Genomic DNA, 22,676 nt, shown 5'->3' on the forward strand with positions numbered 1-22,676 from the left:
GATCAGCCCTCCGCAATGATTTCGGAGAGCGTGTCCACGCCCTCGCGCGTACCGACGACAACGAGCGTGTCCCCGATGGCCAGCCGGAAGTCCGGTCCCGGTGACGGATGCGCACTGTGCGTACGCAACACGGCCACGATCGAGGCCCCGGTCCGGGTCCGCGCCCGGGTGTCCCCGAGCAGCCGGCCGCCGTACGGGGAACGCGTCCCGAGCGGGATGTGCTCGGTGACCAGATCAATGCCATCGGTCCGTACGGCGTCGATCGGCGCAGCGTCGATGAGGTGCGCGAGCCCGGTCGCCTCCTGTGGAGTTAGGGGTACGGAGAGCCGGCACGAATCAGGATCGTCCTGGTCGTAGAACCCGATGAACCGACGCCCGTCGTGGTGCACGACGACGGAGATGTGCTGCCCCGATTCGGTGGTGTAGTCGTACTGCACTCCGACTCCGGGCAGCGTGGTGCGGTGGGTTCCCATGGCTTCCTCCCGAGGAGTGCGACGCTTGCTGAACGCACTTGGTGATCTCTTTAGTCCCGCATTACCCTAACCGGACCCTTGCTGGGGTCTTCGGGTTTGCGTTTCGCCCGTGGGTGGACGGCTCCCTCGGTGCGCCTTGTGTTGTGGGGCGGGCGGCTCTCTCCGGTACGCCTTGCTCTCCGGCGCCACGGACGAGCGGCGCGGCTTACGGGGTTCGGGCGGTGATCAGTGCGGGCCCGGGTTTTAGTGATGGGTGATTTGACCATTTATGCCGGACTTCGTGAAGCTGCTTCGAAATGGCAGGATGCGTCCAGCGAACCCGAGGTCAGGCAGTCTGCTCCCCGCGCGTGCGGGGATGAACCCGACGAACCCGCCTACTTCACCTGCTACCTCACCTGCTCCCCGCGCGTGCGGGGATGAACCCTCCCACCGGGTTCCGAAGCGGACCGTGACGAACTGCTCCCCGCGCGTGCGGGGATGAACCCTCGGCGAGGAGGCGGAAGGCGGCCTGGTCGTTCTGCTCCCCGCGCACGCGGGGATGAACCCTTGCCGACACCTCGTTCGGGAGTATGCCCGCCCGCACCTGGTCCGCTGCCGGCCTCGGGTACGGGCGGGAGATCAGCGAGCCGGGCGCTGCGGGTACGACTGTGGGTGCGTTCGGGGCCTGGCGCACAGCACCCTGTGGACGTTGACCGTGACCCCGGCGCCCGAGGCCGCGTCAATATGGATCTGCTCGGCTTCGTCCGGCCACATCAGCTGCTCGCAGCGATCACAGATCACCGGTCCTCCATAGGGGTGGCGACGAGGCGGCAGCGCGCGACCTCTTCGTACTCGGTGTGCCCATCCGCCCGGCGTGCTTCAGCGCCCAGGTGTCAGGGGTGATGTGTGAGCGGCTCGGCTCGGACTCCTCGCCGCAGCCCGGGGTGAGGCAGCGGATCAGGATGAAGGTCTGCGGTGCCTCGCCGCGGGGAGCGCCGATCGGCCACTCCGTGAACCGCATCACCGACCGGGGGGTCATCGGCGGGTCTCCCGCCAGGCGCGGCCGAGGCGGGCGGCCGTGGGGCAGGGTGCTCCGGCGCGGCAGGCGGCGCACTGGGCGGTGTGCCCGAGGAACACGCGGTACGCGCCATCAGTGCCGACGGAGCGGTGGCGAGGACATTCGCAGTCAGGGAACGCGGCGCTGGGGTCCACTGTCGTGACCGGAACAACCTCGGCCTCCGGCCGTAAGACGCGGGTGATCCCCGCCCTGTCCACTTCGTACACCTTGAGCGTCATTCCCATGGAGTGCCCCAGCCGTCGGTTGTCATCGCCTCAACAGCATCGACTGGTGGGGCTAACTACGGTATGACCAGAGGGGGTTACCGAGGCGGTAATACACTCGTTGCTCCTCCAGCAAGGCGCCTGCGCGTGCATAGGATCGCAACGGAAGTCACCATGGATGCCACCACCCCCGGCCTGCTCACCCCGGACGTGCTCGACAGAGCTGACGTTCGGGCGGCGCTCATCGAGCACGACTTCGCAGCCGTCTTCACCCTGATCAAGAAATGGGGCGGCCTCTCCCAGAACCGCATCGCGTCCGCCTGCCAGTTCACCCCGGGCAAGGTATCCACGATCATCAGCGGGGCCCAACGCGTCACCAGCTTTGACGTCGTCTGCCGAATCGCTGACGGTCTCCGCATCCCGGGCATCCTGCTCGGGCTCGCTCCGCGGCCTTGGGAGGGCGATCGCACTTCAGCACAGCACGATCAGCCAGACGTTCCAGGTGAACGGCCAGACACAGACGAGATCCCGTGGCGGCCCGACGCCACTGTGGACCTGGCCACCCACCTCACCAGGAGTGATCTCGTGATGGACCGAAGGGCCCTCACTCGCGCCCTCGCCGGTGCCGCTGTAACCGGCGCTGCGCTCCTCGACAGCCTCGAAGGCTGGCTCGTGCCGGCCGCCATCGTGCCGGAGCACCGCCGTCCCGGTCGACTCGGCATGGGTGATGTCGCGGCGCTGGAGACCACCGCGCGGGCCTTCCGCCAGTGGGACCACCAGTATGGCGGCGGACTCCGGAGGAAGGCAGTGCTCGGCCAGCTCGCCGAGGTCTCCGGCGCCCTCGACGACCACCAGGCACCCGCTGTTGCGGACCGGCTGTACCGCGTCATGGCCCAGCTGGCCGGCACCGCCGCAACGATGGCATGGGACTCCGGTCTGCAACGGCGGGCCCAGGACTACTACCGCCTCGCGCTCCGTGCCGCGCACGCCGGAGGTGACATCATCTTCGGGGCCAACGTGCTCGCCGGAATGGCCCGCCAGATGCTCTACCGCGACCGGGCCGATGACGCGCTCCAGCTCATCCACCTTGCCCAGGAAGGCGCCCGCGATGTCATGGGGCCCCGAGTCCGTGCCATGCTCCACACGCGAGAGGCGTGGGCATACGCAACCCAGGGCAGACACGTGGGGTTCCAACGGGCGACGGCGCGAGCAGTCGAGGCGCTGTCAGCAGCAGGCAGCGATGAAGAGCCCTACTGGATTGCGTACTTCGACGAGGCAGAGCTCGCGGGCGTCACCGGGGGGCGGCTTCTCGACCTCGCCCGCACCGACCCGCGCCGACACGCCGCCCAGGCAGCTGCCGAGATCCGGACCGCCCTGGCACACCGCGGCCGGGAGGCCGGGCGTTCCCACGCGCTCGACCGTATCGGCCTGGCGGAATGCCAGTTCCTCGCTGGCGATATCCGGTCGGCTGCCGCCGAAGCAACCCTCGCGGTGCAGGCCGCACGAGGGACGCAGTCGGGGCGTGTCCGTGCGCAGCTCGGGCAGTTGTACCCCTACACCGTGGGGCACAGCGCCTCGCGTCCGGTGCGGGAGGCGCGCGATAGTATCCGCGATCTGCTGTCGAGCTGAGGGACGGGCGCATGACGACATTGGCCGTGACCGGGCATATGGACCTGACAGACGAGAGCGTGCCGCTCGTGCGCGAGGCTCTTCGCAGTCTGCTGGCCGGCTACAGCGAGGACCTGACTGGGGTCTCCTGCATTGCAGCGGGATCGGACAGCATCTTCGCCGAAGAGGTTACTGCCGTGGGCGGACGTTTGGTGGTCGTGATCCCCTCTCAGGACTACCGCGCCCGGAAGGTCAAGCCAGAGTACGTGGCAGTCTTCGATCACCTGGTCGAGACCGCCGTCGAGGTGTTTACGCTGCCGCATGAGACTGCCAGCCGCAGCGCTTACGAAGCGGCTAACGCCGAGCTCTTGCAGCGTGCCGATCGGCTCGTCGCCGTCTGGGACGGCCTTCCTCCTTCAGGGAAGGGCGGGGGTACAGCGGACACGGTGGAGGAGGCCCGAGCTGCTGGAGTGCCGGTAGATGTGGTGTGGCCGGATGGAGCGGCACGACGGGGCTGACCCCGGACACGACGAGGGGCCCCCGCCGCAGGCCGACATTGATCCTCCGCCCGAAGGACAGACCGTCGTCTGCTGCGGCGCCACCCGCCAAGGGCTGGAGCAAGGCGGCGAAGAGGCGGCGGTTCGCCGGAGGCTGAGGGTGGCGAAATGTCTGAGTCGCTGAAGTTGCTCGAATTCAGCCAGCCGGCCGGGCAAGTCTGCAGGTCACGGAGTCTGCTCCCCGCGCGTGCGGGGGTGAACTCGCGACGTCCCCCGACGTCGGCGGTCAGGGTGACGTGCTGGGGGAAGTCGGCTGAGTCGAATCGCATGACCGCTACGCCGCGTTGATTGAGCTGGTCGACCACCATGTCGGCCGAGGCATCGAGCCGTTCGGCGACGACGAGCACCGGCCGGGCGGCGCCCATCAGGAGGCGGGGGCGAAGTAGGGGTCGTTCACGTCGTCACCCTTGCCGTCCTGGTTGGTGTCGGTGGTCGAGGCCGCGTGGTCGGCCGTGTGCCAGGGCGAGCCGTCCGCCCGGACGTTGAGCTGGCGGCCCTCGTCCCAGGTGACGCCGACGATCGACATCGCGACCAGGCAGGGCGGCTCGGCGGCACGGGTGGCGAACGGGATGGTGGCAGTGGTCATCGGTTTCTTCATGGTGGTTTCACATCCAACTTCCCGGCGACTGCTCGGGAAGGACACAGCCCGGCATGCGGCCCCGGGTGGACTGCAAGGTGGGTCGTTCAGCAGGGGTTCTCAGGGATGACTCGAAGGCGCTCAGGAAGCGCATGGCCACATGAGCCGTATCGCCGAGATAGGTGAACACCTCGAAGACGGCAGTCTCTTCGGTGGGACGCCGACTGAGATCGAGCAGGGCGTATGCCTGTCTGAACAGACCGCGCACGTCCGCGTCCGAGTCGTATCCCAACTCCTCCGCCATCAATAGGTTGAGGTGTCCCAAGACTTGTTGGACGCTCGCGTTGATGTCCTCTCGGGTTGTGGTGGCCAGCGGCAACGCCAGCGCGTGGGCCAAGCCGTCGTGAATGGATTCCACGTCGATCGGCAGCCTGTCAGCGGTGACATCGACGGTTGGAACGTCGTGCTTTCTCGTCACGGTGGTCACCACATGTCCCTTCCGGGCCGCTTGGCGGCGGTGCGTGAACAGCTAACCGCGCAGAGTGCCGGGGCGGGTACCTTGGAGGGGAGGGCAAAGCATGAATCCCATGAATGCAACGGGAGTTGATGTGGCTACAGCGTCCGAGAAGCAGCGCAACATCGGGCTGAAGAACCTCCTTGGCCAGGCGCAATGGTCCGAGACACAACTTGCTCAGGCCGTGAACCGGATCGGCACCGAGGCAGGGATGGCGCTCACGTACAGCCAGTCCACGGTGGCGCACTGGATCAGAGGGACACAGCCGACCGAGCGAGTCAGGCCACTGATCATTGAGGCGCTCGAACGCAAGCTCGGACGGCCCGTTCCCTACGACGAAGCCGGGCTCAACCGGCCGAGGTCGGAGGGGGGCGTTGAGCCGGGTGACAGGGGCGAAGCTCTGCTGCGACTTGGGAAAGCGGACATGGACCCATCACGCCGCGGCGTACTTGCCGCGGGCCTCTACTCGGCGGCGCTCTCCGTCCCGCTGTTCGCCGACGTTGCCCATGCCGACGACGGAGAGCGGGCCACGAAGCCCACCGGGCGGATCGGTCAAGGTGAGGTCGAGACCGTCCGCAGGATGACGGAGAGAATCGCGGACATCCTTGACGAACTGGGCGGCGGCCACGCGAGGCCCATGGCCGCGGCATTCCTCGTCAACACGGTGGCCTTGTACCTCAAGGCTGGTGGTACTGAGAAAGTGCACGCTGACATGCTGTCTGCGGCCTCCGATCTCACCTACTTGATCGGCTGGATGTCCATGTATGAGCGGGCCCACGGGCTCGGTCAGAAGTACTACCTCGAAGCGCTCAAGCTTGCGGGGGAGTCCCGTGACCAGGTCACGTACTGCCGGACGCTTCGGGGTATGAGCTTGCAAGCGACGAACCTGCGCCACGGCAGTAGGGCCCTGCAACTCGCTGACTCGGCAGCCGAAGCCGCTCCGCAGGCGGGCCCCAGGCTGGTTGCGTTCCTCCGGGGGCAACAGGCCCATGCCTCGGCGATGGTGGGAGACAAGCGTGCGGCTGTCACGCGGCTTCGAGAGACTGAGACGGCGCTCTCGAAGGCGGACTCTCGTCGTGAGGCGATCGGCGGATATGACCAGGCCGCGTACCTATTTCACGTGTCCCACGTTCACTACGAGAACCGGGACTTGGCCGAGTCCATCACGGCCATGAAGCAGTCGATCAAGGCCATGCCGCTTCAGGAGAGGCAGGGGCGGCTGCATGCGAATGCTGTTTTGGCCCAGCGGCAGTTCGAGTTCGGGCATATCGAGGAATCGTGTGCCTCGTGGGGGACCTTCCTCAACGACTACATGGTGCTCTCTACGGCTCGGGGAGACGAGCATTTCGAGACGCTGCGAAAGAGTCTCGCCAAGCACCGGACGTCCCGTACGGTTCGAGGGATGAGCGAACAGATTCGCCTGGTAGCCGCCATGAAGGCCTGACTGCCGGTTCGGGGTATTGGCACTCTCTGCGTGGCGCCCCCCTCGGGATAGAGGGCATTCCGTGGCCAGTTGGGCTGACAGATGGATGACGTGTTTGGTTGGTGGGGTGGACACAATCACCCGTAGCTTGCTGAGTGCGTCACTCGTGAGTGAAACTCACATCGGGCAGCGTCGGCCGCACGGATGACGACCAACACCCGCAAGGGCAGGTGGCCTTGCGGATAGTCGTTGTACCTCGCCTGCTTCGCACCGAGGTTCTGGTTTTGCAGGGGGGAATCGATCACATCATGAGCGCGGGGTGGCATTCGGTGGACCGTGAGAGCCTGACGTTGATGCCCTGCCAGGAGGGCCGTGCGTCTGCTCCGGCCGTGTCTGCGAACGGTTGGGAGAGGCTGCGGGTCGGCGATCGGTCGGACGGCGACGAGAACGGTGAAATGTCCGATTCGGTGAAGCTGCTTGAATTCCGGCACTCCGCTGGATAAACCCGCAGGTCACTGAGTCTGCTCCCCGCGCATGCGGGGATGAACCCCAGCATCGACGAGATCACCGTCAATGGCGGCGCTGCTCCCCGCGCATGCGGGGATGAACCCTGCTTCTCTGCACCTGGAAGGTCGCCGAGGTCCTGCTCCCCGCGCATGCGGGGATGACTCCGTTTTTACGGTGCCCCTCCACCGTCAAAGCCGGCCCGGCCGGGCGCCGCGCCCCCCGCCGCGCTTGCCGCGCTCGCCGCGCTCGCGCGCCGGCCCCCGACGCGCGCGTGCCCGGACGGTGTGGGACCGGCCGGGCACGTGGGTGTTGCTGAGGACGGGGCGGGGTCAGTCCGTGACCTCGATCTTGCCGTTCTGTGCGGTGGAGGCCGCGGCCGTTTCCGGCTGGGGCGGGATCTCCGACTTCGGGGTGGCGCCCCTGAGGTTCTTGAGCAGGGCGGTGAGGTCGACGCCCGTGGTGGAGCTGAGGAGCTCCATGCCCTGGGCGACGTTGTCCGTGACGGTGCGCGACAGCTGGCTCGCGCCGTCCGTCGAGATCACGGTCAGCTTGTCGATGGCGCTCAGCGGCTCGGACGCCTTGGCGACGACCTGCGGGAGTACCTCGACGAGCATCTGGAGCACGGCCGCGTCGCCGTACTGGGCGAAGGCGTCCGCCTTCTTCTGCATGGCCTCGGCCTCGGCCGAACCCCTCGCGGCGATGGCGGCGCCCTCGGCCTCGCCCTCGATGCGTACGGCGTCGGCGAGTGCGGAGCGGTGGAGCTTCTCGCCCTGGCCGGTCAGGCGGGAGCGCTCGGCTTCCGCCTCGGCCTCCTTGACCTGGGCGATGCGGCGGGCCTCCGCCTCCTGCTCGGCCTGGTAGCGGGCGGCGTCGGCGGGCTTGCGGACCTTGGTGTCGAGTTCGCGGTCCGTCAGTGCGGCCTGGCGCTCGGCGACCTTCTCCTGCTCCTGGAGGACTTCCTGCTGGCGGGCGGCCTCGGCGAGGGGACCGGCGGCGTTCGCCTTGGCGGCGGCCGCTTCCGTCTCGGCCTTGATCTCGGCCTGCTTGAGGTAGTACGTCCGCTCGGCGATGGCGATTTCCTCGGCGGCCTTCAGCCGGGCCTGCTCCGAGGCGCGGCGGGCGATCGCCTCGGCGATGTCCGCCTCCTGCTTGGCGCGGGCGGCCTCGGGGCGGCCGAGGTCCTCCAGGTAGGAGCCCTCGGTGGTGATGTCCTGGATCTGGAAGGCGTCCAGGATCAGGCCCTGGCCGGACAGGCTGGCTTCGGCCTCCTCCGCCACCTGGCCGGCGAACGCGGCCCGGTCACGGATGATGTCCTCGACCGACATCCGGCCGACGATGGCACGCAGTGCGCCGGAGAGCACTTCCTGGGTGAAGCCGACGATGCCGTCCTGCTGCTGCAGGAAGCGCTGGGCGGCGGCCCGGATCGCGTCCTCGCTGCCGCCGACCTTGACGATCGCGACGCCTTCCAGGTTGGACTTCACGCCACGCAGCGTGACGGCCCCGCGCACGGCGATCGGGATGTGCCGGCTGGACAGGTCCAGGGTGAACTTCTGCTGGACGAACGGGACGACGAAGACGCCGCCGCCGACGACGACCTTCTGGCCGCTGTTGTCGATGCTGGCCCGCCCGGTCACCGGGTCGACGGACTTCTTGCCGCGGCGGCCGGTGATGATGAACGCCTCGCTGGGCCCGGCCACCTTGTAGCGGGAGATGACCACGAGGGCCAGCAGGACGAGGAGTACGACGACTCCGACGATGGCGATCAGTACTGGACTCATAAGGGTGTCCCCCTCTGCCTCCCGACGGGGACGGCAGTTCTGTTGCGAGCGGTGGTGGGGCGGCCGGTTTGCCGGCTCAGCGTTCGACGGGGCGGACCGAGACCGAGGTGGTCGAGAGCGTCGCCTCGACCCAGATCTCGGTGCCGCGTGCGACCGGCACCGGGCTCTTGGCCGACAACTTCACGACCTGACCCCCCAGCCGCAGTAGTACCTCTCCGTAGCCCTCGGCCGGAATGGCCGTGACCACGGAGCCGGCGGAGCCGACGAGGTCCGCTTCCCGCGGCGTGGCGTTGGTCTGGTCCCGCATCAGGGCCTGGCTGAACTTCCAGGTCAGCCAGGCGGCGACCAGACCGGCGACGATACCGGCCCCGACGGCCGCGAACGTACCGACGCCGGTCGTGCCGAGCACTATGGCGCCGCCGAAACCGAGCATCGAGATGAAACCGGCGATCACCGGAAGGGAGAGCAGCCCGTCGAAGAGGCCGTCCAGCACGCCCCCGAAGAGGCCTTCGAGTATTCCGTCGAAGATCAGGGAAAGTGCGAGCAGCACAACCCCCGCAATGCCGAGACCGAGAAACAAGGTCACGTTAATCACCCCTCCCGGTCTGCGGAATCCCCCGGACATTATCCGTCGAACTGGCTGGATGGTCCCATACATACCAGTCCGGCGACACTGCCGGGTCCCGGCAGTCTTCTAAGTGTTCTGAATGCCGGAGAGGTGGCCCGCCAGTGTGTCCAGTGACTGGAACGTGGCCCCGAGGAGCGCCACGTGCTTCCAGCGCAGCACCCCTTCGGCGTCGATAAGGAACACCGCCCGGCGCACTCCGATGCCCGGCGCCGCCACCCCGTACGCCCGCGCGAGGTCACGGCCGGTGTCCGCCAGCAGCGGCATCCGCAGGCTGTGGGCGCGGGCGAAGGACTCGTGGCTGTCCACATCCTGCGGGCTGATCCCCCAGACCTCGGCGTCGAGTCCCTCGAAGGTCTCCATGCCTGAGGAGTACGAGCAGAGCTGCTTGGTGCACACGGCCGTGTTGTCGCCGGGGTAGAAGGCGAGGACCACGGCCCGGCCGCGGGCGGCGGAGAGCGTGTAGTCGCGGCGTGCGAACGTGTCACCGTCGAGCGCCCCGCCGGCGAGTGTGAAGTCCTGGACGGTGCTGCCGAGCTGTGGTGAAGATCCCATGGCGTGTCCTTCGGTGTCCGGCGCCGCGGCGGTGGTGCCGCCCCTGCTCCGTACAGCATGCTCGGTACGGCTCCAGCCATTCGCACCGGAGGTACGCATGACGCCACGACGACCGCCCGGGGCGGCGGTACTCCTGCTGCACGGCGGACGGGAGACCGGGCTCGGGGCGCCGCCGCCCGGACCGTTCAACCTGCCCGCGGTGCGGATGCGGCCGTTCGCGCACGCGCTGGGGCGGGCGCTGCCGGGGGACGTCCTGGTGCACGCCGTCCGGTACGGGTACCAGGGCTGGAACGGGTCCAGGGCGGACCCGCTGCGCGATGCCGTGCGCGCCCTGGACGAGCTGCGGCGGGCGGCGGGGGAGGTCCCGGTGGTGCTGGTGGGGCACTCGATGGGCGGCCGCGCCGCACTGCACGCCGCCGGGCACCCGCTGGTACGGGGTGTGGTCGGCCTCGCCCCGTGGTGCCCGGAGGGGGATCCGGTCGAGCAGCTCGCCGGGCGGGACGTCGTCCTCGTGCACAGCACCCGCGACCGGGTCACCAGCCCGGTGGCCTCCGGCACGCTCACCGCACGGGCCCGCCGGGCCGGGGCCCGTACCTGTCTGGTCACCGTGCACGGCAGCGGCCACGCGATGCTCCGCCGCGCCCCCGCCTGGCACCGGCTGACCGCGGCCCTGGCCGGGGGGCTGCTGGGGCGGGCGTCGTTCCCCGGCCCCGTCGCCGAGGCCCTGCTGCTGCCGCCGGAGGCCCCGGCCGAGGACGGGACGGTCGATCTGGACCGGCTGCGCGCCGACGGCGCCGACGGCGCGCAGAGCGCGGTGAGCCGGGCGGCGCCTCCGGTCCGCCCGCGCTGATCAGCGGCGGGCGGTCTGGGGATGCGGGGGCGGTGCGGGCAGTCGACGATGAAGGGCCGGGCAGTCGGGCGGCCCGCGCCCTGCCCCAGGAGGTTGACTTGCAGGCCGATGAGCACGCCGATGAGCACGCCGACAGTCCGACGCCGCTCGACTCCGTGGCGCTCGCGGCCGTGATCGCCGGTACCACGGCAGCGGTGGGCGTCCTCGACACCGAGCTGCGCTACCTCTACGTGAACCCGGCCCTCGAACGGATCAACGGCATCCCGGCCGCCGCGCACCTGGGCCGTACGGTCGCCGAGCTACTGCCCGAGATCGACGCCCGCGAGGACCTGATGCTGGCGGTGCTCGCCGACGGCCGGACGCGCGAGATCGCATCGAGCGGCCAGACGCCCGCCGCTTCCGGCTCCCTCCGGCGCTACTGGCACGGCGCGTACCACCGGCTGGAGGTGGCCGGCCGGGTGGTGGGCGTCGCCGCCGTCCTGATGGAAGTCATGGCCTCCGACGCGGAGCAGCGACAGCTGGCCCAGGCCCGCCGCCATCTGAGCCTCCTGGATGCCGCGAACACCCGCGTCGGCACCACGCTCGACATGGACACCACCTGCGCCGAGCTGGTCGACCTCGTCGTACCGGGGCTCGCCGACCTCGCCACGATCGAGGTCTTCCCGCGGGACGTCGCCCCGCCGGTGCGCCCCGCACCGCCCGGGGTGACCCGGCTGAGGCGGGCGGCGCTCACGGCGGTGCCGGAGCTGCGCGAGCGGCTCGCGCGGTTCGGGGTGGCCGGCGACTACGTCGACTACCAGGAGGACGCGGCCGTGACGCGCTGCCTGGCCACCAACCAGCCGGTCGTGGAGAACCTCACCGGCGACCAGCAGCTGGGCCGCCTGGCACCCTCCCCCGAGCGGGTCGCCGCCTACCGGGCCCTCGGGATGCACTCCGCGGTCATCATGCCGGTATCCGTGCGCGGCGGGCCGATCGGTGTGCTCGCCCTGGTCAGGGCCGGGGACTCGCCGACCTTCACCGAGCAGGACGTGGTGGTGGCCCGGGAGCTCGCCGGACGGGCCGCCGTCGACCTCGACCACGCGCGCCGTTTCACCCACGAGCACACCATCGCCCTGGAGCTCCAGCGCTCCCTGCTCTCCGAACCGCGCCGGCCGCACCCGCACATCGAGGTCGCCACCCGCTATCTGCCGGCCGACCGGAGCGTGCTGGTGGGCGGCGACTGGTTCGACATCATCCCGCTGCCCGACGGACGCCACCTGAAGGCGATGGGCGATGTGATGGGGCACGGGGTGGAGGCGGCCGTCGCGATGAGCCACTACCGCTCGCTGCTGCGGCTGCTCGCCGACGAGAAGCTGCCGCCGCACCGCATCCTGGAACAGCTCGACCGGATGGTCGAGCGGTCCGGTCTCGACCGGGCGGCGACCTGTCTGCTCGCGGTGGTCGACCGGTCCGGCGGGATGTGCCAGGTGTCGAGCGCGGGCCATCTGCCGCCGGTCTTCATCGACCCCGGGGCAACGGGTACCCGGCTGGGCGACGTACCGGCGGGGCCGCCGCTCGGCACCGGGTACGGCGGCTACCGGACGACGCAGGTGCGGTGCACCCCGGGAACGGTGCTGTTCATGTACACCGACGGCCTGGTGGAGCGGCGCGGAGAGGACATCGACGTGTCCGTAGGCCGGCTCCGGGAACTGAAGCTGCCGGCGAGCGGGGATCTGGAGGAGCTGCTCGACGAGGTGCTCGACCGCTTCGGTCCGGGCGCCGAGGACGACATCGCGGTGATGGCCTCGCGCACCCGCCGGGCCCTGGGCGGCGGGCCCGGAAAGAGGTGAGTCCGGGTGCGTTGTCAGTGGCGGCTGCGAGGATCGGTGTCATGAAGCCCTTCCTCCTCGCCGACATCGAAGCCGCGGTCCGCAGCAGCTGGGGCCCCGACACCACCACGCCCGGTTACCGGCCGCACTGGACCCCCGCCAACCCCGCCCGCGACCAGTGCGGGGTCACCGCCCTGGTCCTGCACGACCTGCTGGGCGGTGACCTCGTACGCGGTGAGGTCCGGGTCGCCGGGGTGCGCACGGACTACCACTGGTGGAACCGGCTGGGTCCGGGTACGGAGATCGACCTCACCCGCGAGCAGTTCTCCCCCGACGAGATCGTCACCGAGGGCACGGCGGTTCCCCGGCCCCCGGAGATCGTCCGCCTGCGCGAGGAGTACGAGCTGCTCCGGAACCGGGTCCTGGGGCTGCTCCACGGGAGCGCCGCACCGGATGAGGACCGGGCCGGCGGTCAGCCCAGTTCGAGGCTGGTGATACCGAACAGCCCGGTGTGATCGACGTCCGGCGCCGGCCCGGTGTACATGCGGGCCGTCTCGAACGACGGGGTGAGCCCGAGCTGTCCGGCGAGCCGTACCGCGGCCGGGTTGACGTCGGGTACGTCCACGGCGACCGGGGTGGACGGGTCGGTCGCCGCGAGCGCGCTCACCAGGGCGGCGGCCGTCTCCGGCGTGGCCGCGTACAGCGGGCCGATGCGCGAGGACGTACGGCAGGCGCGCAGCACGGCGAGCCCTTGTACCTCCCCCTCGCGCAGCGCGACCAGCGCGGTGCGGCCGGGGGTGGTGGTCCAGGCCGCCAGGAAGCCGTCGCGCTCCGCCGGGAAGAAGCGGCGGTCGTACGCGGTGACCTGGCCGAAGGGCAGGGTGCGGGCGTCGGCCAGGGTGACGCCGGGCGGCGGCGCGATGTCCACCGGCACCAGGCCCTCGTACCGCATGTTCGTCCAGACGGGGCGGAAGCCGGATCTGCGGTAGTTGGCCTGCTGCTCCACCACCCCGTCGAGGCCGGTGTTCCGCCCGTCCAGCCGGGCCGTCCCGGTGGCCCAGAGCCGGCTGCCGTAGCCCTGGCCGCGCAGCTCCGGGCGGGTGAGGTAGAAGCCCAGGAAGCCGTGGTCCGCGCCGTAGCGGATCACGGAGACGCAGGAGACGGGCACACCGTCGAGCCTGCCGATCAGGAAGCCGCAGGGATCGGCGGCGAAGAAGGCCTGGCCGTCGGTCAGGCCCGGGTTCCAGCCCTCGGCATGGGCCCAGTCCGCCATCATCCTGATGTCGTCCGCGCTTGCTGTGGTGATCTCGAATGTCGGCACGGACAAGCCATACCCGGGTGCCGGCCGTTCCACGACAGTGCACCAGGTCGTTACCACCCGGTCCAGAGCAGGTGGTTGACGAGCAGGGCGACGACGGCCTGGGCGGCCAGCCAGCCGCGGCGGCCAGGCGTGGGCAGCAGAGCGGTGGCGGGCAGCAGCCAGAGCATGAAGGGCTGCCAGATCCGTTCGGTCTCCGCCTTGCTCATCCCGGACAGGTCGGCGGCCAGCAGTGCGAGGAACGCGGCGAGCACCAGCAGGACCAGCCGCCGCGGCGCGGCCGCGGTCCCCGTCCGCAGCGCGCCCACGGCCCCGGGCGCGGCTGCCGCGCTCCGGCGCAGGCCCGCGACCGTCGCCGGTCCGACGGCGATCACGGTGCAGGCGAGGTTGGCCCAGACCCAGTACCAGTACGGGCGGAATCCGCCCGCCGCCTGGTAGTAGCGCTCGACCAGCAGGTGGTACGCCTCCCACCAGTTGAAGCCCGCCAGTGTGAAGGCGGCCGGCACGACCAGGGCCCCCACGACGAAGAGCGGGACCGGCCGGGCGGTCCGGGCGAGCAGGAGAACGGCCAGGAGCAGCAGCGCGACGAGCGCCAGACCGTAACTGAGGTAGCAGGTCAGGCCGTACAGCAGCCCCGAGCCGAGGGCGGCCGCCGCGGGGCTGCGGACCTTGCCGGTCGCGGCCAGGGCCAGCAGCGCGACGGACCAGGCGGCGACGGCGGCGAAGTAGCCGTCCGCCGAGGTGCCGGCCCAGACCGCGACCGGTGCGAGGACGAGGAAGGGCGCGGCGCGGCGGGCGGTGCGCTCGTCGGCCAGCACGCGGACGGCGACCAGCGCGGCCACCGCGGCGGTGGTGCCGGTCACGATGCACCAGACCCCGGCCCAGGCGCCGCCGCCGAGCCCGATGCGGTCCAGCAGGACGAAGGTGAGGGTGGCGCCCGGCGGGTGTCCGGCGACATGGGTGGGCCAGTTGCCCGGCGGGCCGATCAGGATGTGGTCGTTGAAGCCGCGCAGGGCGGCGCCGATGTCGTCGAAGCGGCCTATGGCCCTGAGGTACTCGTGCTTGGTGGTGAGGCGTTCCGCGATGCCGCGGCCCCAGCCGTCGATCAGCGCCAGCGAGAAGACCCAGGCGAGCGAGGCGCCCCAGCAGATCGGCAGCAGGGCCCGCCAGCGCAGCCGGTCCGCCAGGGCGGGACCGTACGCGATCACGGCCAGGGCCACCGCGGGCGCGGCGGCGGTCCCCGGCCCGATGTGCGGGTCCCAGGTCGCGAGCAGCGGTGGCCAGTGGACGTACAGGACGCGGTCGAAGTCCTTGACGGCCCGGCCGACGAGCGCGGCGGCGACGACGAGCAGTACGCCCGCGCCGGCCGCGGCCAGGTCGGGGCGGTGGCCGGTGCGGCGGTCGCTCTCCGGTTCGGTGCGCCGCTCCGTGCGGTCCTCGGTCTTCACCCACGCACGGTACGCACGCCGGGGCGGCGTGGGCGGGTGCTGACGGGGCGCGTCACCGAACCGTCAGATTCCGCACCCGGCCGGGGCCGCCGGGGCCGCCGCGGACCGCAGTCGGATGACGTCAGCGTTTCGTCAGGAGTCGTACGCGCCCTGCCCCGGCACCCCGGGCATAGCGTCGGGGCATGGGCGACAGACGTCGGTTCCGACGCTTCAGACTTCCCGCATCCCTGCCCGGCCTCTCCTCCGGCCGCGCCGCCGGACTCCTCGAACGGACCCCCTCCGCGCCCGGCTTCTGGCGCAGCCCGGTGCGCGGGGTCCGGTTCACCGCGGTGCTCGGGCTCGTCCTGCTCGGCGGGATCACGCTGCTGTTCGTGACCGGTCTGCTGTCGTACGCCGCGTACAACCCGGACCTGAATCCGGTCAACGACAAGACCCCGGACAAGGGCCTGCTGGGCTTCTACCTCTTCGCCTGGCCGACCGGTCCGCACTGGCTGTACCGGCTGACGCAGGGGCTGCACGTCACCGTCGGCATCGTGCTCGTCCCGGTCCTGCTGGCCAAGCTCTGGTCGGTGGTGCCGAAGCTCTTCGCGCTGCCGCCGGCCCGGTCGGTGGGCCATGCGCTGGAGCGGCTCTCGCTGCTGCTCCTGGTGGGCGGGGCGCTGTTCGAGTTCGTCACCGGACTCCTCAACATCCAGCTGGAGTACCTGTTCCCGGGCTCCTTCTACCCGCTGCACTTCTACGGGGCGTGGGTGTTCTTCGCCGCGTTCCTCGCCCATGCCGGGCTGCGGGTGCCGCAGGCCGTACGGGTGCTGAGGTCGGGCGGGCTGAGCGGGAACGTGCCGGGGGACCCGCTGGCCTCCCCGGCCCCGGCCGCGCCGACGCTCTCCCGGCGCGGGGCGCTGTCCATGGTGGGTGCCGGTTCGCTGGTCCTGCTGATCACCTCGGCCGGCCGGAGCTTCGACGGGCCGCTGCGGCAGATCGCGCTGCTCACCCCGCGCGGCGCCGCCGAACCCGGTCCGGGCCCCAACGGATTCCAGATCAACAAGACCGCCGCCGCTGTCGGGATCACCGCCGCTGAGACGGGGGAGGGCTGGTGGCTGACCGTCAGCGGGAACGCCGGGGACCTCCGGTTCACCCGTGAGCAGCTGCTCGCCATGGACCAGTACAGCGCGGCGCTCCCGATCGCCTGTGTGGAGGGCTGGTCCACCTCGGACCAGTGGTGGCGCGGCGTACGCCTGAAGGACCTGGCGGAGCTCGCCGGGTACCCGCACAACCCGCCCGGAGTGCTGGTGGAGTCCGTCCAGCGCAGCGGGCCGTTCCGCCGGGCGGCGCTCCGCGACAACCAGGTCCGCGACCCCCGCTCGCTGCTGGCGTTGCGGGTCAACGGCGATGACCTGTCCCCCGACCACGGATACCCGGCACGGATCATCGTCCCGGCCGCGCCCGGCGTGCTCAACACCAAATGGGTGTCCCGGCTGACCTTCGGAGAGCTGTGAGGGGAGCTGTGAGGAGAGCCGTGAGGAGAGCCGTGAACAGGCTGAACCCCCGTGACCTCGTACGGCGCTGGTACGGGGAGGGCCCGCTGCACCTCCTGCTGATGGCCGCCTCCTTCGCCCTGGCGGGATACGCGGGGGTGCGGCTGCTGGCCGGGGACGCGTTCGGCGTCGTCGTCTGGTTCGTCGGCGCGGCCCTGGTGCACGACCTGGTGCTGGTGCCGCTGTACGCGGGCGCGGACCGGCTGCTGCGGCGCTCGCTCGGCCCGCGACCGGGGCTGGTCAACTTCGTCCGGGTGCCGGTCTTCCTATCCGGCCTGCTGCTGCTGATGTGGTGGCCGCTGATCACCCGGCACACGAAGCGCTACGAGCCGGCGAGCGGGCTCTCCCCCGATGTGTTCCTGGGCAACTGGCTGCTGATTACGGCCGCGCTGTTCGTGCTGTCGGGGCTCTGGCTGGTCGTCAGGACGCTGCGGTCGCGGCGCAGGGAGACGAAAGTGCGGCCGTCCGCCTCCCACTGATCGACGGCGATCCAGCCGAGGAGCCCGGCGCAGCGCAGCAGTGCAGGTGTGCCGAGCCGGGCCCACGGGAAGGGCGCGGCGGGCGCGGCCCGGTCGGCGCGTCCGTCGTCCAGCCGGACCCGGACCCGCTCGTCGATGTCCTGCGGCGCGGTCTCCGCGATGAGCAGCCCGCCGGGGGCGAGCACGGCCGCCGTCCGGCGCAGGAGCCGGCGCGGGTCGCCGCCGATGCCGATGTTGCCGTCGACGAGCAGGACGGTGCCCCAACGGCCCTCGCCCGGAAGGGGCTCGAAGACCGAGCGGTGCAGCGCGGAGCCGCCGAGCCGCAGGGTGCGGGCCACCGCCGCCTCGCTCACGTCGATGCCGAGCGCACGGTGGCCGCGGGCCGCCAGCGCCGCGACCAGCCGGCCGGGCCCACACCCGATGTCCAGGACGGGCCCCTCGCAGCGGTGCAGCGCGGACAGGTCCGCGGCGTCCGCGCCCGCGCACCAGCGTTCCACGTCCAGCGGCAGCAGCCAGCCGTCCGTACGGCGCAGGAACAGCGGACCGCGGCCGTTGCGCAGGGCGTTGGCGTACGGGTCGGTGCTCCAGGAGGTGGTGGTGTCCGGGTGGGGCGGGCGGACCGTTCCGTGCCGGGGAGCCGTCCGCCTCATCGGGCCACCGCCCCGGTCAGTCCGGCGAGTACGGAGGCGAACCGGCCATGCGGCGCCAGGGCGGCGACGTCCACGGCGTCGGCGGCCGTGTCCACGTCCCGCAGCCTGGGCAGGTCACGCACCGTCAGTCCGGCGCCGACCAGCCGCCGGCGCTGCACCGCGCCGGTCTCCGGCACGGACATCGGCACCCCGCGCAGCAGCTCCGGCTCCGGCTCGGCCAGGCCCAGCGCCCAGAAGCCGCCGTCCTCGGCCGGGCCGAACCAGGCGTCGCAGCCGTCCCAGGAACCGGGGGAGAGCGCGGGCGCCAGATCGGCGGCGGTGATCTGCGGGGTGTCCATGCCGATGAGGAGCGCCGGCCCCGTGCTGCCGCCGAACGCGGCGGCCAGCCGTTCGTCGAGGCCGCCCGCGCACTGGCCCACCACCTCGATGCCCGGCGGCAGCCAGGGTCCGGGCGCCCCGTCGAGGACGAGCACCCGCCGCGCGGCGGGCAGCGCGAGGACGGTGCGCAGGGTGTCGGCGAGCGAGGCCTCGGCGAGCCGTGCGGCCTCCTGCGGGGTGAAGGGAGGCGTCAGCCGGGTCTTGACCCGGCCGGGCAGCGGTTCCTTGGCGATGACCAGCAGGGTCACGGGCCCTACGGGCGGGGTCCCGCAGACGGCTTCGGCCTCGGCTCCGGCTCCGGTTCCGGCGCGGTTCGTCCCGCCGGGCGCTCCGGTTCCGGCGCGGTTCGTCGTCCCGGTCGCTCCGGTTCCCGCGCCGGTACGGGCGGCCGGGTTCACCGGGACGCCCCCACCGCGACCGGCGCCTCGCCCAGCACCGCGCGCATGTCGCGCACCGCGTGCCAGGTGCCCCGCCAGGTGCCGGTGACCTTCGACTTCCCGGTGCGCGAGAGGTAGGGGACATCCGTCTCGGCCACCCGCAGCCCCGCGTCCGCCGCCCGCACCACCATCTGCAACGGGTATCCGCTGCGCCGGTCGGTGAGGCCGAGCGCCAGCAGGTCGGCCCGGCGCCCGGCGCGCATCGGCCCCAGGTCGTGCAGCCGAAGCCCGGTACGTCTGCGCAGCAGCCGGGACAGCGCCAGATTGCCCGCACGGGCGTGCAGGGGCCAGGCGCCGAGCCGGTCGGGGCGACGGCGGCCGAGCAGCAGATCGCTCTCGCCGTCCGCGATCCGGCGGACGAAGCCGGGGAGCAGCCCGGGGTCCAGGGACCCGTCGCAGTCGCAGAAGCAGACGAACTCCGCCTCGGCGGCGAGCAGCCCGGCGTGGCAGGCGGAGCCGAAGCCGCGGCGCGGCTCGTGCACCACCGTCGCGCCGAGCGAGCGCGCCAGTTCGGCCGAGCCGTCGGTGGAGCCGTTGTCCACGACGATGGCGCGCCAGCCGCGCGGGATCGCGCCGAGCACCCCGGGCAGGGCGGCGGCCTCGTCCAGGCAGGGCAGCACGATGTCGGCGCGGGGGCCGGAGTTATCGGAGGAGTCGGTCACCCGGCTCACCCTACGGAGCGTAATCCGACAATTCGGGCCACGGATTCTTACGAAACGTGGACATCGACCGGGTGGCGGTGTCCACGCGCCCGGCGCGCGGGGAGCGGGTGCCAGGGTGGGGTCATGCAGCCCGCCATTCCCGCCCGTCCGGCGCCGGGGGGCCGGGGAGCCGGGGGCGAGGCCTCCGGTCCCGGCCCCACCCCCGTCCGTGCCCCGGCCCCCGTCCCCGCCCCCGGCCATGTTCTCGTCGTGGACGACGACCCGACCGTCTCCGAGGTCGTCGCCGGATACCTGACCGCTGCCGGCTACGACGTGGCCCGCGCGGCGGACGGCCCGGCCGCGCTGGAGTGTTTCGCCCGCCGCCGCCCCGACCTGGTGGTGCTGGACCTGATGCTGCCCGGCATGGACGGCTTCGAGGTCTGCCGCCTGATGCGGGCGCACGGGCGGGTGCCCGTCATCATGCTGACCGCGCGCGGCGACGAGGACGACCGCGTCCTCGGCCTGGAGACGGGGGCGGACGACTACGTCACCAAGCCGTTCAGCCCGCGCGAACTCGTCCTGCGCGTCGATTCCGTGCTGCGCCGCGCCGGTGGGTCCGCCGTACCCGCCGGGCGCTCGGCGCTGCTCGAAGGCGCGGGCCTCGTCCTCGACCCGGCGGCCAGGCGGGCGAGCCGGGACGGCCGGGCGCTGGCCCTCACCCTGCGCGAGTTCGACCTGCTGGCCTTCCTGCTGCGCCACCCGGGCCGGGTCTTCACCCGGGAGGAGCTGATGAGCGAGGTGTGGGGCTGGGACTTCGGTGACCTGTCGACGGTGACGGTCCATGTGCGAAGGCTGCGCGGCAAGGTCGAGGCGGACCCGGCCCGGCCGGAGCTGATCCGTACGGTCTGGGGTGTGGGCTACCGCCTGGACCTGCCGTCCGGCCCGACGGACGGCGCAGTGGACCTGCCGTCCGGTCCGCCGGTAACTCCCACTCCGGGCCCCTCCGGAGCGCCGTCATGACCGACATACTCCTCATCGCGCTGTTCGCGTTCCTCGGCGCCGCCGCGGCCGGGCTGCTCGGCGCATTCGTCCTGCGGCTCTTCCGGCACCGCTCGCTCGTCGTCTCGCTGACCGTGGTCGCCGCGGTCGCCGTGACCGCGATGCTCGCGGGGACGCTGGCCGTCGCCTGGGCGATGTTCCTGTCGCCGCACGACCTGTCCGTGGTCACGACCGTCGTCGCGATGGCCGCCGTCGTCTCGCTCGTCACCGCGATGCTGCTCGGCCGCTGGGTGGCGGCGCGGAGCCGCGATCTGACCCTCGCCGCCCGCTCCTTCGGTGACGGCGGCACCTTCGCGGCGCCCGCCGCCCCGGCCACCGCCGAACTCGCCGCCCTCACCCGGGAACTGGCCGCCACCAGTGCCAAGCTCGACAGTTCACGTGAGCGCGAACGCGCCCTGGAGACCTCGCGGCGGGAGCTCGTCGCCTGGATCTCGCACGATCTGCGCACCCCGCTCGCCGGGCTGCGGGCCATGTCGGAGGCGCTGGAGGACGGCGTGGCCGTCGACTCGCCGCGCTATCTGCGCCAGATACGTACCGAGGTGGAGCGGATGAACGACATGGTCGGTGACCTCTTCGAGCTCTCCCGCATCCATGCCGGTTCGCTCACCCTGACCCCCACCCGGATCTCCGTGTACGACCTGGTGGGCGACGCGCTCGCCGGCGCCGACCCGCTGGCCCGCGAGCACGGCGTACGGCTGGTCGGTGACCGGATCGAGGCGGTGCCGGTCGAGGTCGACGGCAAGGAGATGAGCCGGGTCCTGGGCAACCTCCTGATCAACGCGATCCGCCGCACCCCCGCCGACGGCACCGTGGCGGTGGCCGCGCAACGCACGGGCGGCGGTGTGGTCCTGTCGGTGACCGACGGCTGCGGCGGCATCCCGGAAGAGGACCTGGCCAGGGTCTTCGACACCGGATGGCGCGGCACCCACGCCCGTACGCCCCCGGCCGGCGCGGGCCTCGGGCTCGCCATCGTGCGCGGGATCGTCGAGGCGCACGCGGGCCGGGCCGAGGTCCGCAACGTCACCGGCGGCTGCTGCTTCGAGGTCACCCTGCCGGTGGCGTGAGCGTGAGCGGGGCGGGCCCCGCCGACCCGGCGGGCAGCCGGGTCAGCGGGCCGGGCTCGCCGCCATGTCCCGCTGCGGGGCCGCCGCGAACTCCGCCATCCCCTCCGCGAAGCCCACCGCCGGCTTCCAGCCCAGCTCCTCGCGGAGCCGCCGGGAGTCGGCCGTGACATGGCGTACGTCCCCGAGCCGGTACTCACCGGTGACCGCCGGCGCCGGGCCGCCGTGGGCGCGGGCCAGGGCCGCGGCCATCTCGCCGATGGTGTGCGGCTCCCCGCTCCCGGTGTTGTACGCGGCGAAGCCGCCCGGCCGGAGCCCGGAGACGGCCTCCAGCGCCACCGCGTTCGCGGACGCCACGTCCCGCACATGGACGAAGTCCCGCCGCTGCGCCCCGTCCTCGAAGACCTGCGGCGACTCGCCCCGGGCCAGCGACGAGCGGAAGAACGAGGCGACCCCGGCGTACGGGGTGTCGCGCGGCATCCCCGGCCCGTACACGTTGTGGTAGCGCAGCGACAGCGCCCGCCCGCCGGTCGCGCGCGCCCAGGAGGACGCGAGGTGTTCCTGGGCGAGCTTGGTGCTCGCGTACACATTGCGCGGGTCCACCGGCGCGTCCTCGCCGACGAGCCCCGGGGTCAGCTCCGTACCGCAGGAGGGGCAGAGCGGCTCGAACCGGCCCGCGGCCAGATCGGTTTCCGCCCTGGGCCCCGGCCGGACCGGGCCGTGGAGCCGGCAGTCGTAGCGGCCCTCGCCGTAGACGACCATCGATCCGGCGAGCACCAGGCTCCGCACCCCGGCCCCGGCCGCGGCGGCGAGCAGCACGGCCGTCCCGAGGTCGTTGCACCCGACGTACCGCGGGGCGTCCGCGAAGTCCTTGCCCAGGCCGACCATCGCCGCCTGGTGGCACACGGCGTCGATGCCGCGCAGCGCGCGGTCCACGGCCTCACGGTCGCGCACGTCCGCCACGATCAGCCGGCTGTCGGCCCGCCGGTCCGCTCCCTCGCCGTGCGCCGAGGGGAGCAGGGCGTCGAGCACCACCGCCTCGTGCCCGGCCGATGTGAGGGTCCGGACGATCTCCGACCCGATGAACCCGGCTCCGCCGGTGACCAGTACGCGCATGACGCTCACGCTAGGGCGC

22 protein-coding genes are annotated in these 22,676 nt (G+C 71.9%); 9 read left to right on the forward strand and 13 right to left on the reverse strand.

Annotated features, from left to right (window positions below; all coding sequences use genetic code 11):
* Positions 1-2: 2 nt before the first annotated feature.
* Together ACZ6S6_RS18380 and ACZ6S6_RS18385 are read right to left on the reverse strand one after the other, a co-directional pair.
* Entirely contained in the window at positions 3-473 is a 471-nt protein-coding gene (locus ACZ6S6_RS18380) for a cation:proton antiporter regulatory subunit (RefSeq protein ID WP_123525000.1), read from the reverse strand.
* A 769-nt stretch (positions 474-1,242) separates the two neighbouring features.
* Positions 1,243-1,491 (reverse strand): DUF7848 domain-containing protein, encoded by a 249-nt coding sequence (locus ACZ6S6_RS18385; RefSeq protein WP_469706228.1) that lies wholly within the window; start codon positions 1,489-1,491, stop codon positions 1,243-1,245.
* 416 nt (positions 1,492-1,907) lie between these two features.
* Between ACZ6S6_RS18385 and ACZ6S6_RS18390 the strand changes: the two genes are divergently transcribed.
* Together ACZ6S6_RS18390 and ACZ6S6_RS18395 are read left to right on the forward strand one after the other, a co-directional pair.
* Complete coding sequence (locus tag ACZ6S6_RS18390) at positions 1,908-3,362, forward strand: helix-turn-helix domain-containing protein (protein WP_469706229.1); 1,455 nt, start codon at positions 1,908-1,910, stop codon at positions 3,360-3,362.
* 11 nt (positions 3,363-3,373) lie between these two features.
* Positions 3,374-3,859, forward strand: a complete 486-nt coding sequence (locus ACZ6S6_RS18395) for a hypothetical protein (RefSeq protein ID WP_362958288.1) — start codon at positions 3,374-3,376, stop codon at positions 3,857-3,859.
* A 403-nt stretch (positions 3,860-4,262) separates the two neighbouring features.
* Here the strand turns inward: ACZ6S6_RS18395 and ACZ6S6_RS18400 are convergent, their stop codons facing one another.
* A complete protein-coding gene (locus ACZ6S6_RS18400; protein ID WP_362958290.1) occupies positions 4,263-4,484 on the reverse strand; it encodes a hypothetical protein in 222 nt (73 codons plus the stop codon).
* 19 nt (positions 4,485-4,503) lie between these two features.
* Positions 4,504-4,962: a hypothetical protein gene (locus ACZ6S6_RS18405; RefSeq protein ID WP_469706230.1), complete on the reverse strand. Its 459-nt coding sequence runs from the start codon at positions 4,960-4,962 to the stop codon at positions 4,504-4,506.
* Between the two features lie 100 nt (positions 4,963-5,062).
* Between ACZ6S6_RS18405 and ACZ6S6_RS18410 the strand changes: the two genes are divergently transcribed.
* Positions 5,063-6,433, forward strand: coding sequence for a hypothetical protein (locus ACZ6S6_RS18410; protein WP_362958502.1), 1,371 nt, complete (start codon positions 5,063-5,065; stop codon positions 6,431-6,433).
* A gap of 815 nt (positions 6,434-7,248) precedes the next feature.
* Here the strand turns inward: ACZ6S6_RS18410 and ACZ6S6_RS18415 are convergent.
* From ACZ6S6_RS18415 to ACZ6S6_RS18425, 3 genes are all read right to left on the reverse strand, one after another.
* A complete protein-coding gene (locus ACZ6S6_RS18415; RefSeq protein WP_362958293.1) occupies positions 7,249-8,697 on the reverse strand; it encodes a flotillin family protein in 1,449 nt (482 codons plus the stop codon).
* Between the two features lie 76 nt (positions 8,698-8,773).
* Complete coding sequence (locus ACZ6S6_RS18420) at positions 8,774-9,283, reverse strand: hypothetical protein (protein ID WP_362958296.1); 510 nt, start codon at positions 9,281-9,283, stop codon at positions 8,774-8,776.
* 108 nt (positions 9,284-9,391) lie between these two features.
* On the reverse strand, positions 9,392-9,877 hold the full coding sequence (locus ACZ6S6_RS18425; protein ID WP_362958298.1) for a peroxiredoxin: 486 nt from the start codon (positions 9,875-9,877) through the stop codon (positions 9,392-9,394).
* A gap of 97 nt (positions 9,878-9,974) precedes the next feature.
* On the opposite strand from ACZ6S6_RS18425, the gene ACZ6S6_RS18430 reads away from it, so the two are divergent.
* From ACZ6S6_RS18430 to ACZ6S6_RS18440, 3 genes are all read left to right on the forward strand, one after another.
* Positions 9,975-10,727: an alpha/beta hydrolase gene (locus tag ACZ6S6_RS18430; protein ID WP_362958301.1), complete on the forward strand. Its 753-nt coding sequence runs from the start codon at positions 9,975-9,977 to the stop codon at positions 10,725-10,727.
* Positions 10,728-10,825: 98 nt separating this feature from the next.
* Positions 10,826-12,556: a SpoIIE family protein phosphatase gene (locus ACZ6S6_RS18435; protein ID WP_469706231.1), complete on the forward strand. Its 1,731-nt coding sequence runs from the start codon at positions 10,826-10,828 to the stop codon at positions 12,554-12,556.
* Positions 12,557-12,597: 41 nt separating this feature from the next.
* Positions 12,598-13,050 carry a YunG family protein gene (locus ACZ6S6_RS18440; RefSeq protein ID WP_362958307.1) on the forward strand — a complete coding sequence of 151 codons (453 nt, stop codon included), beginning with the start codon at positions 12,598-12,600 and terminating at the stop codon, positions 13,048-13,050.
* Here ACZ6S6_RS18440 and ACZ6S6_RS18445 read toward each other — a convergent pair.
* Both ACZ6S6_RS18445 and ACZ6S6_RS18450 read right to left on the reverse strand, forming a co-directional pair.
* Positions 13,008-13,856, reverse strand: a complete 849-nt coding sequence (locus ACZ6S6_RS18445) for a GNAT family N-acetyltransferase (protein WP_362958310.1) — start codon at positions 13,854-13,856, stop codon at positions 13,008-13,010. The genes ACZ6S6_RS18440 and ACZ6S6_RS18445 overlap by 43 nt on opposite strands.
* A 50-nt stretch (positions 13,857-13,906) precedes the next feature.
* Positions 13,907-15,301 (reverse strand): hypothetical protein, encoded by a 1,395-nt coding sequence (locus tag ACZ6S6_RS18450; protein ID WP_469706232.1) that lies wholly within the window; start codon positions 15,299-15,301, stop codon positions 13,907-13,909.
* Between the two features lie 182 nt (positions 15,302-15,483).
* Between ACZ6S6_RS18450 and ACZ6S6_RS18455 the strand changes: the two genes are divergently transcribed.
* Complete coding sequence (locus ACZ6S6_RS18455) at positions 15,484-16,797, forward strand: molybdopterin-dependent oxidoreductase (protein ID WP_469706233.1); 1,314 nt, start codon at positions 15,484-15,486, stop codon at positions 16,795-16,797.
* Positions 16,798-17,158: 361 nt separating this feature from the next.
* On the opposite strand, the gene ACZ6S6_RS18460 is transcribed toward ACZ6S6_RS18455, so the two are convergent.
* The 3 genes from ACZ6S6_RS18460 to ACZ6S6_RS18470 all read right to left on the reverse strand — a co-directional run bounded on the left by ACZ6S6_RS18460 (position 17,159) and on the right by ACZ6S6_RS18470 (position 19,451).
* Complete coding sequence (locus ACZ6S6_RS18460) at positions 17,159-17,965, reverse strand: class I SAM-dependent methyltransferase (RefSeq protein WP_469706234.1); 807 nt, start codon at positions 17,963-17,965, stop codon at positions 17,159-17,161.
* Positions 17,962-18,585, reverse strand: coding sequence for a TIGR04282 family arsenosugar biosynthesis glycosyltransferase (locus ACZ6S6_RS18465; protein WP_362958505.1), 624 nt, complete (start codon positions 18,583-18,585; stop codon positions 17,962-17,964). The genes ACZ6S6_RS18460 and ACZ6S6_RS18465 overlap by 4 nt, the downstream gene beginning before the upstream one ends.
* Before the next feature lie 152 nt (positions 18,586-18,737).
* Complete coding sequence (locus ACZ6S6_RS18470) at positions 18,738-19,451, reverse strand: glycosyltransferase family 2 protein (RefSeq protein WP_469706235.1); 714 nt, start codon at positions 19,449-19,451, stop codon at positions 18,738-18,740.
* Between the two features lie 114 nt (positions 19,452-19,565).
* On the opposite strand from ACZ6S6_RS18470, the gene ACZ6S6_RS18475 reads away from it, so the two are divergent.
* Together ACZ6S6_RS18475 and ACZ6S6_RS18480 are read left to right on the forward strand one after the other, a co-directional pair.
* Entirely contained in the window at positions 19,566-20,441 is an 876-nt protein-coding gene (locus tag ACZ6S6_RS18475; protein WP_469706236.1) for a response regulator transcription factor, read from the forward strand.
* Complete coding sequence (locus tag ACZ6S6_RS18480; RefSeq protein ID WP_362958324.1) at positions 20,438-21,544, forward strand: sensor histidine kinase; 1,107 nt, start codon at positions 20,438-20,440, stop codon at positions 21,542-21,544. The genes ACZ6S6_RS18475 and ACZ6S6_RS18480 overlap by 4 nt, the downstream gene beginning before the upstream one ends.
* 42 nt (positions 21,545-21,586) lie before the next feature.
* On the opposite strand, the gene ACZ6S6_RS18485 is transcribed toward ACZ6S6_RS18480, so the two are convergent.
* Positions 21,587-22,657 carry an NAD-dependent epimerase/dehydratase family protein gene (locus ACZ6S6_RS18485; RefSeq protein ID WP_469706237.1) on the reverse strand — a complete coding sequence of 357 codons (1,071 nt, stop codon included), beginning with the start codon at positions 22,655-22,657 and terminating at the stop codon, positions 21,587-21,589.
* Positions 22,658-22,676 lie beyond the last annotated feature (19 nt).

Source organism: Streptomyces sp. NPDC048671 (genome assembly GCF_055587045.1).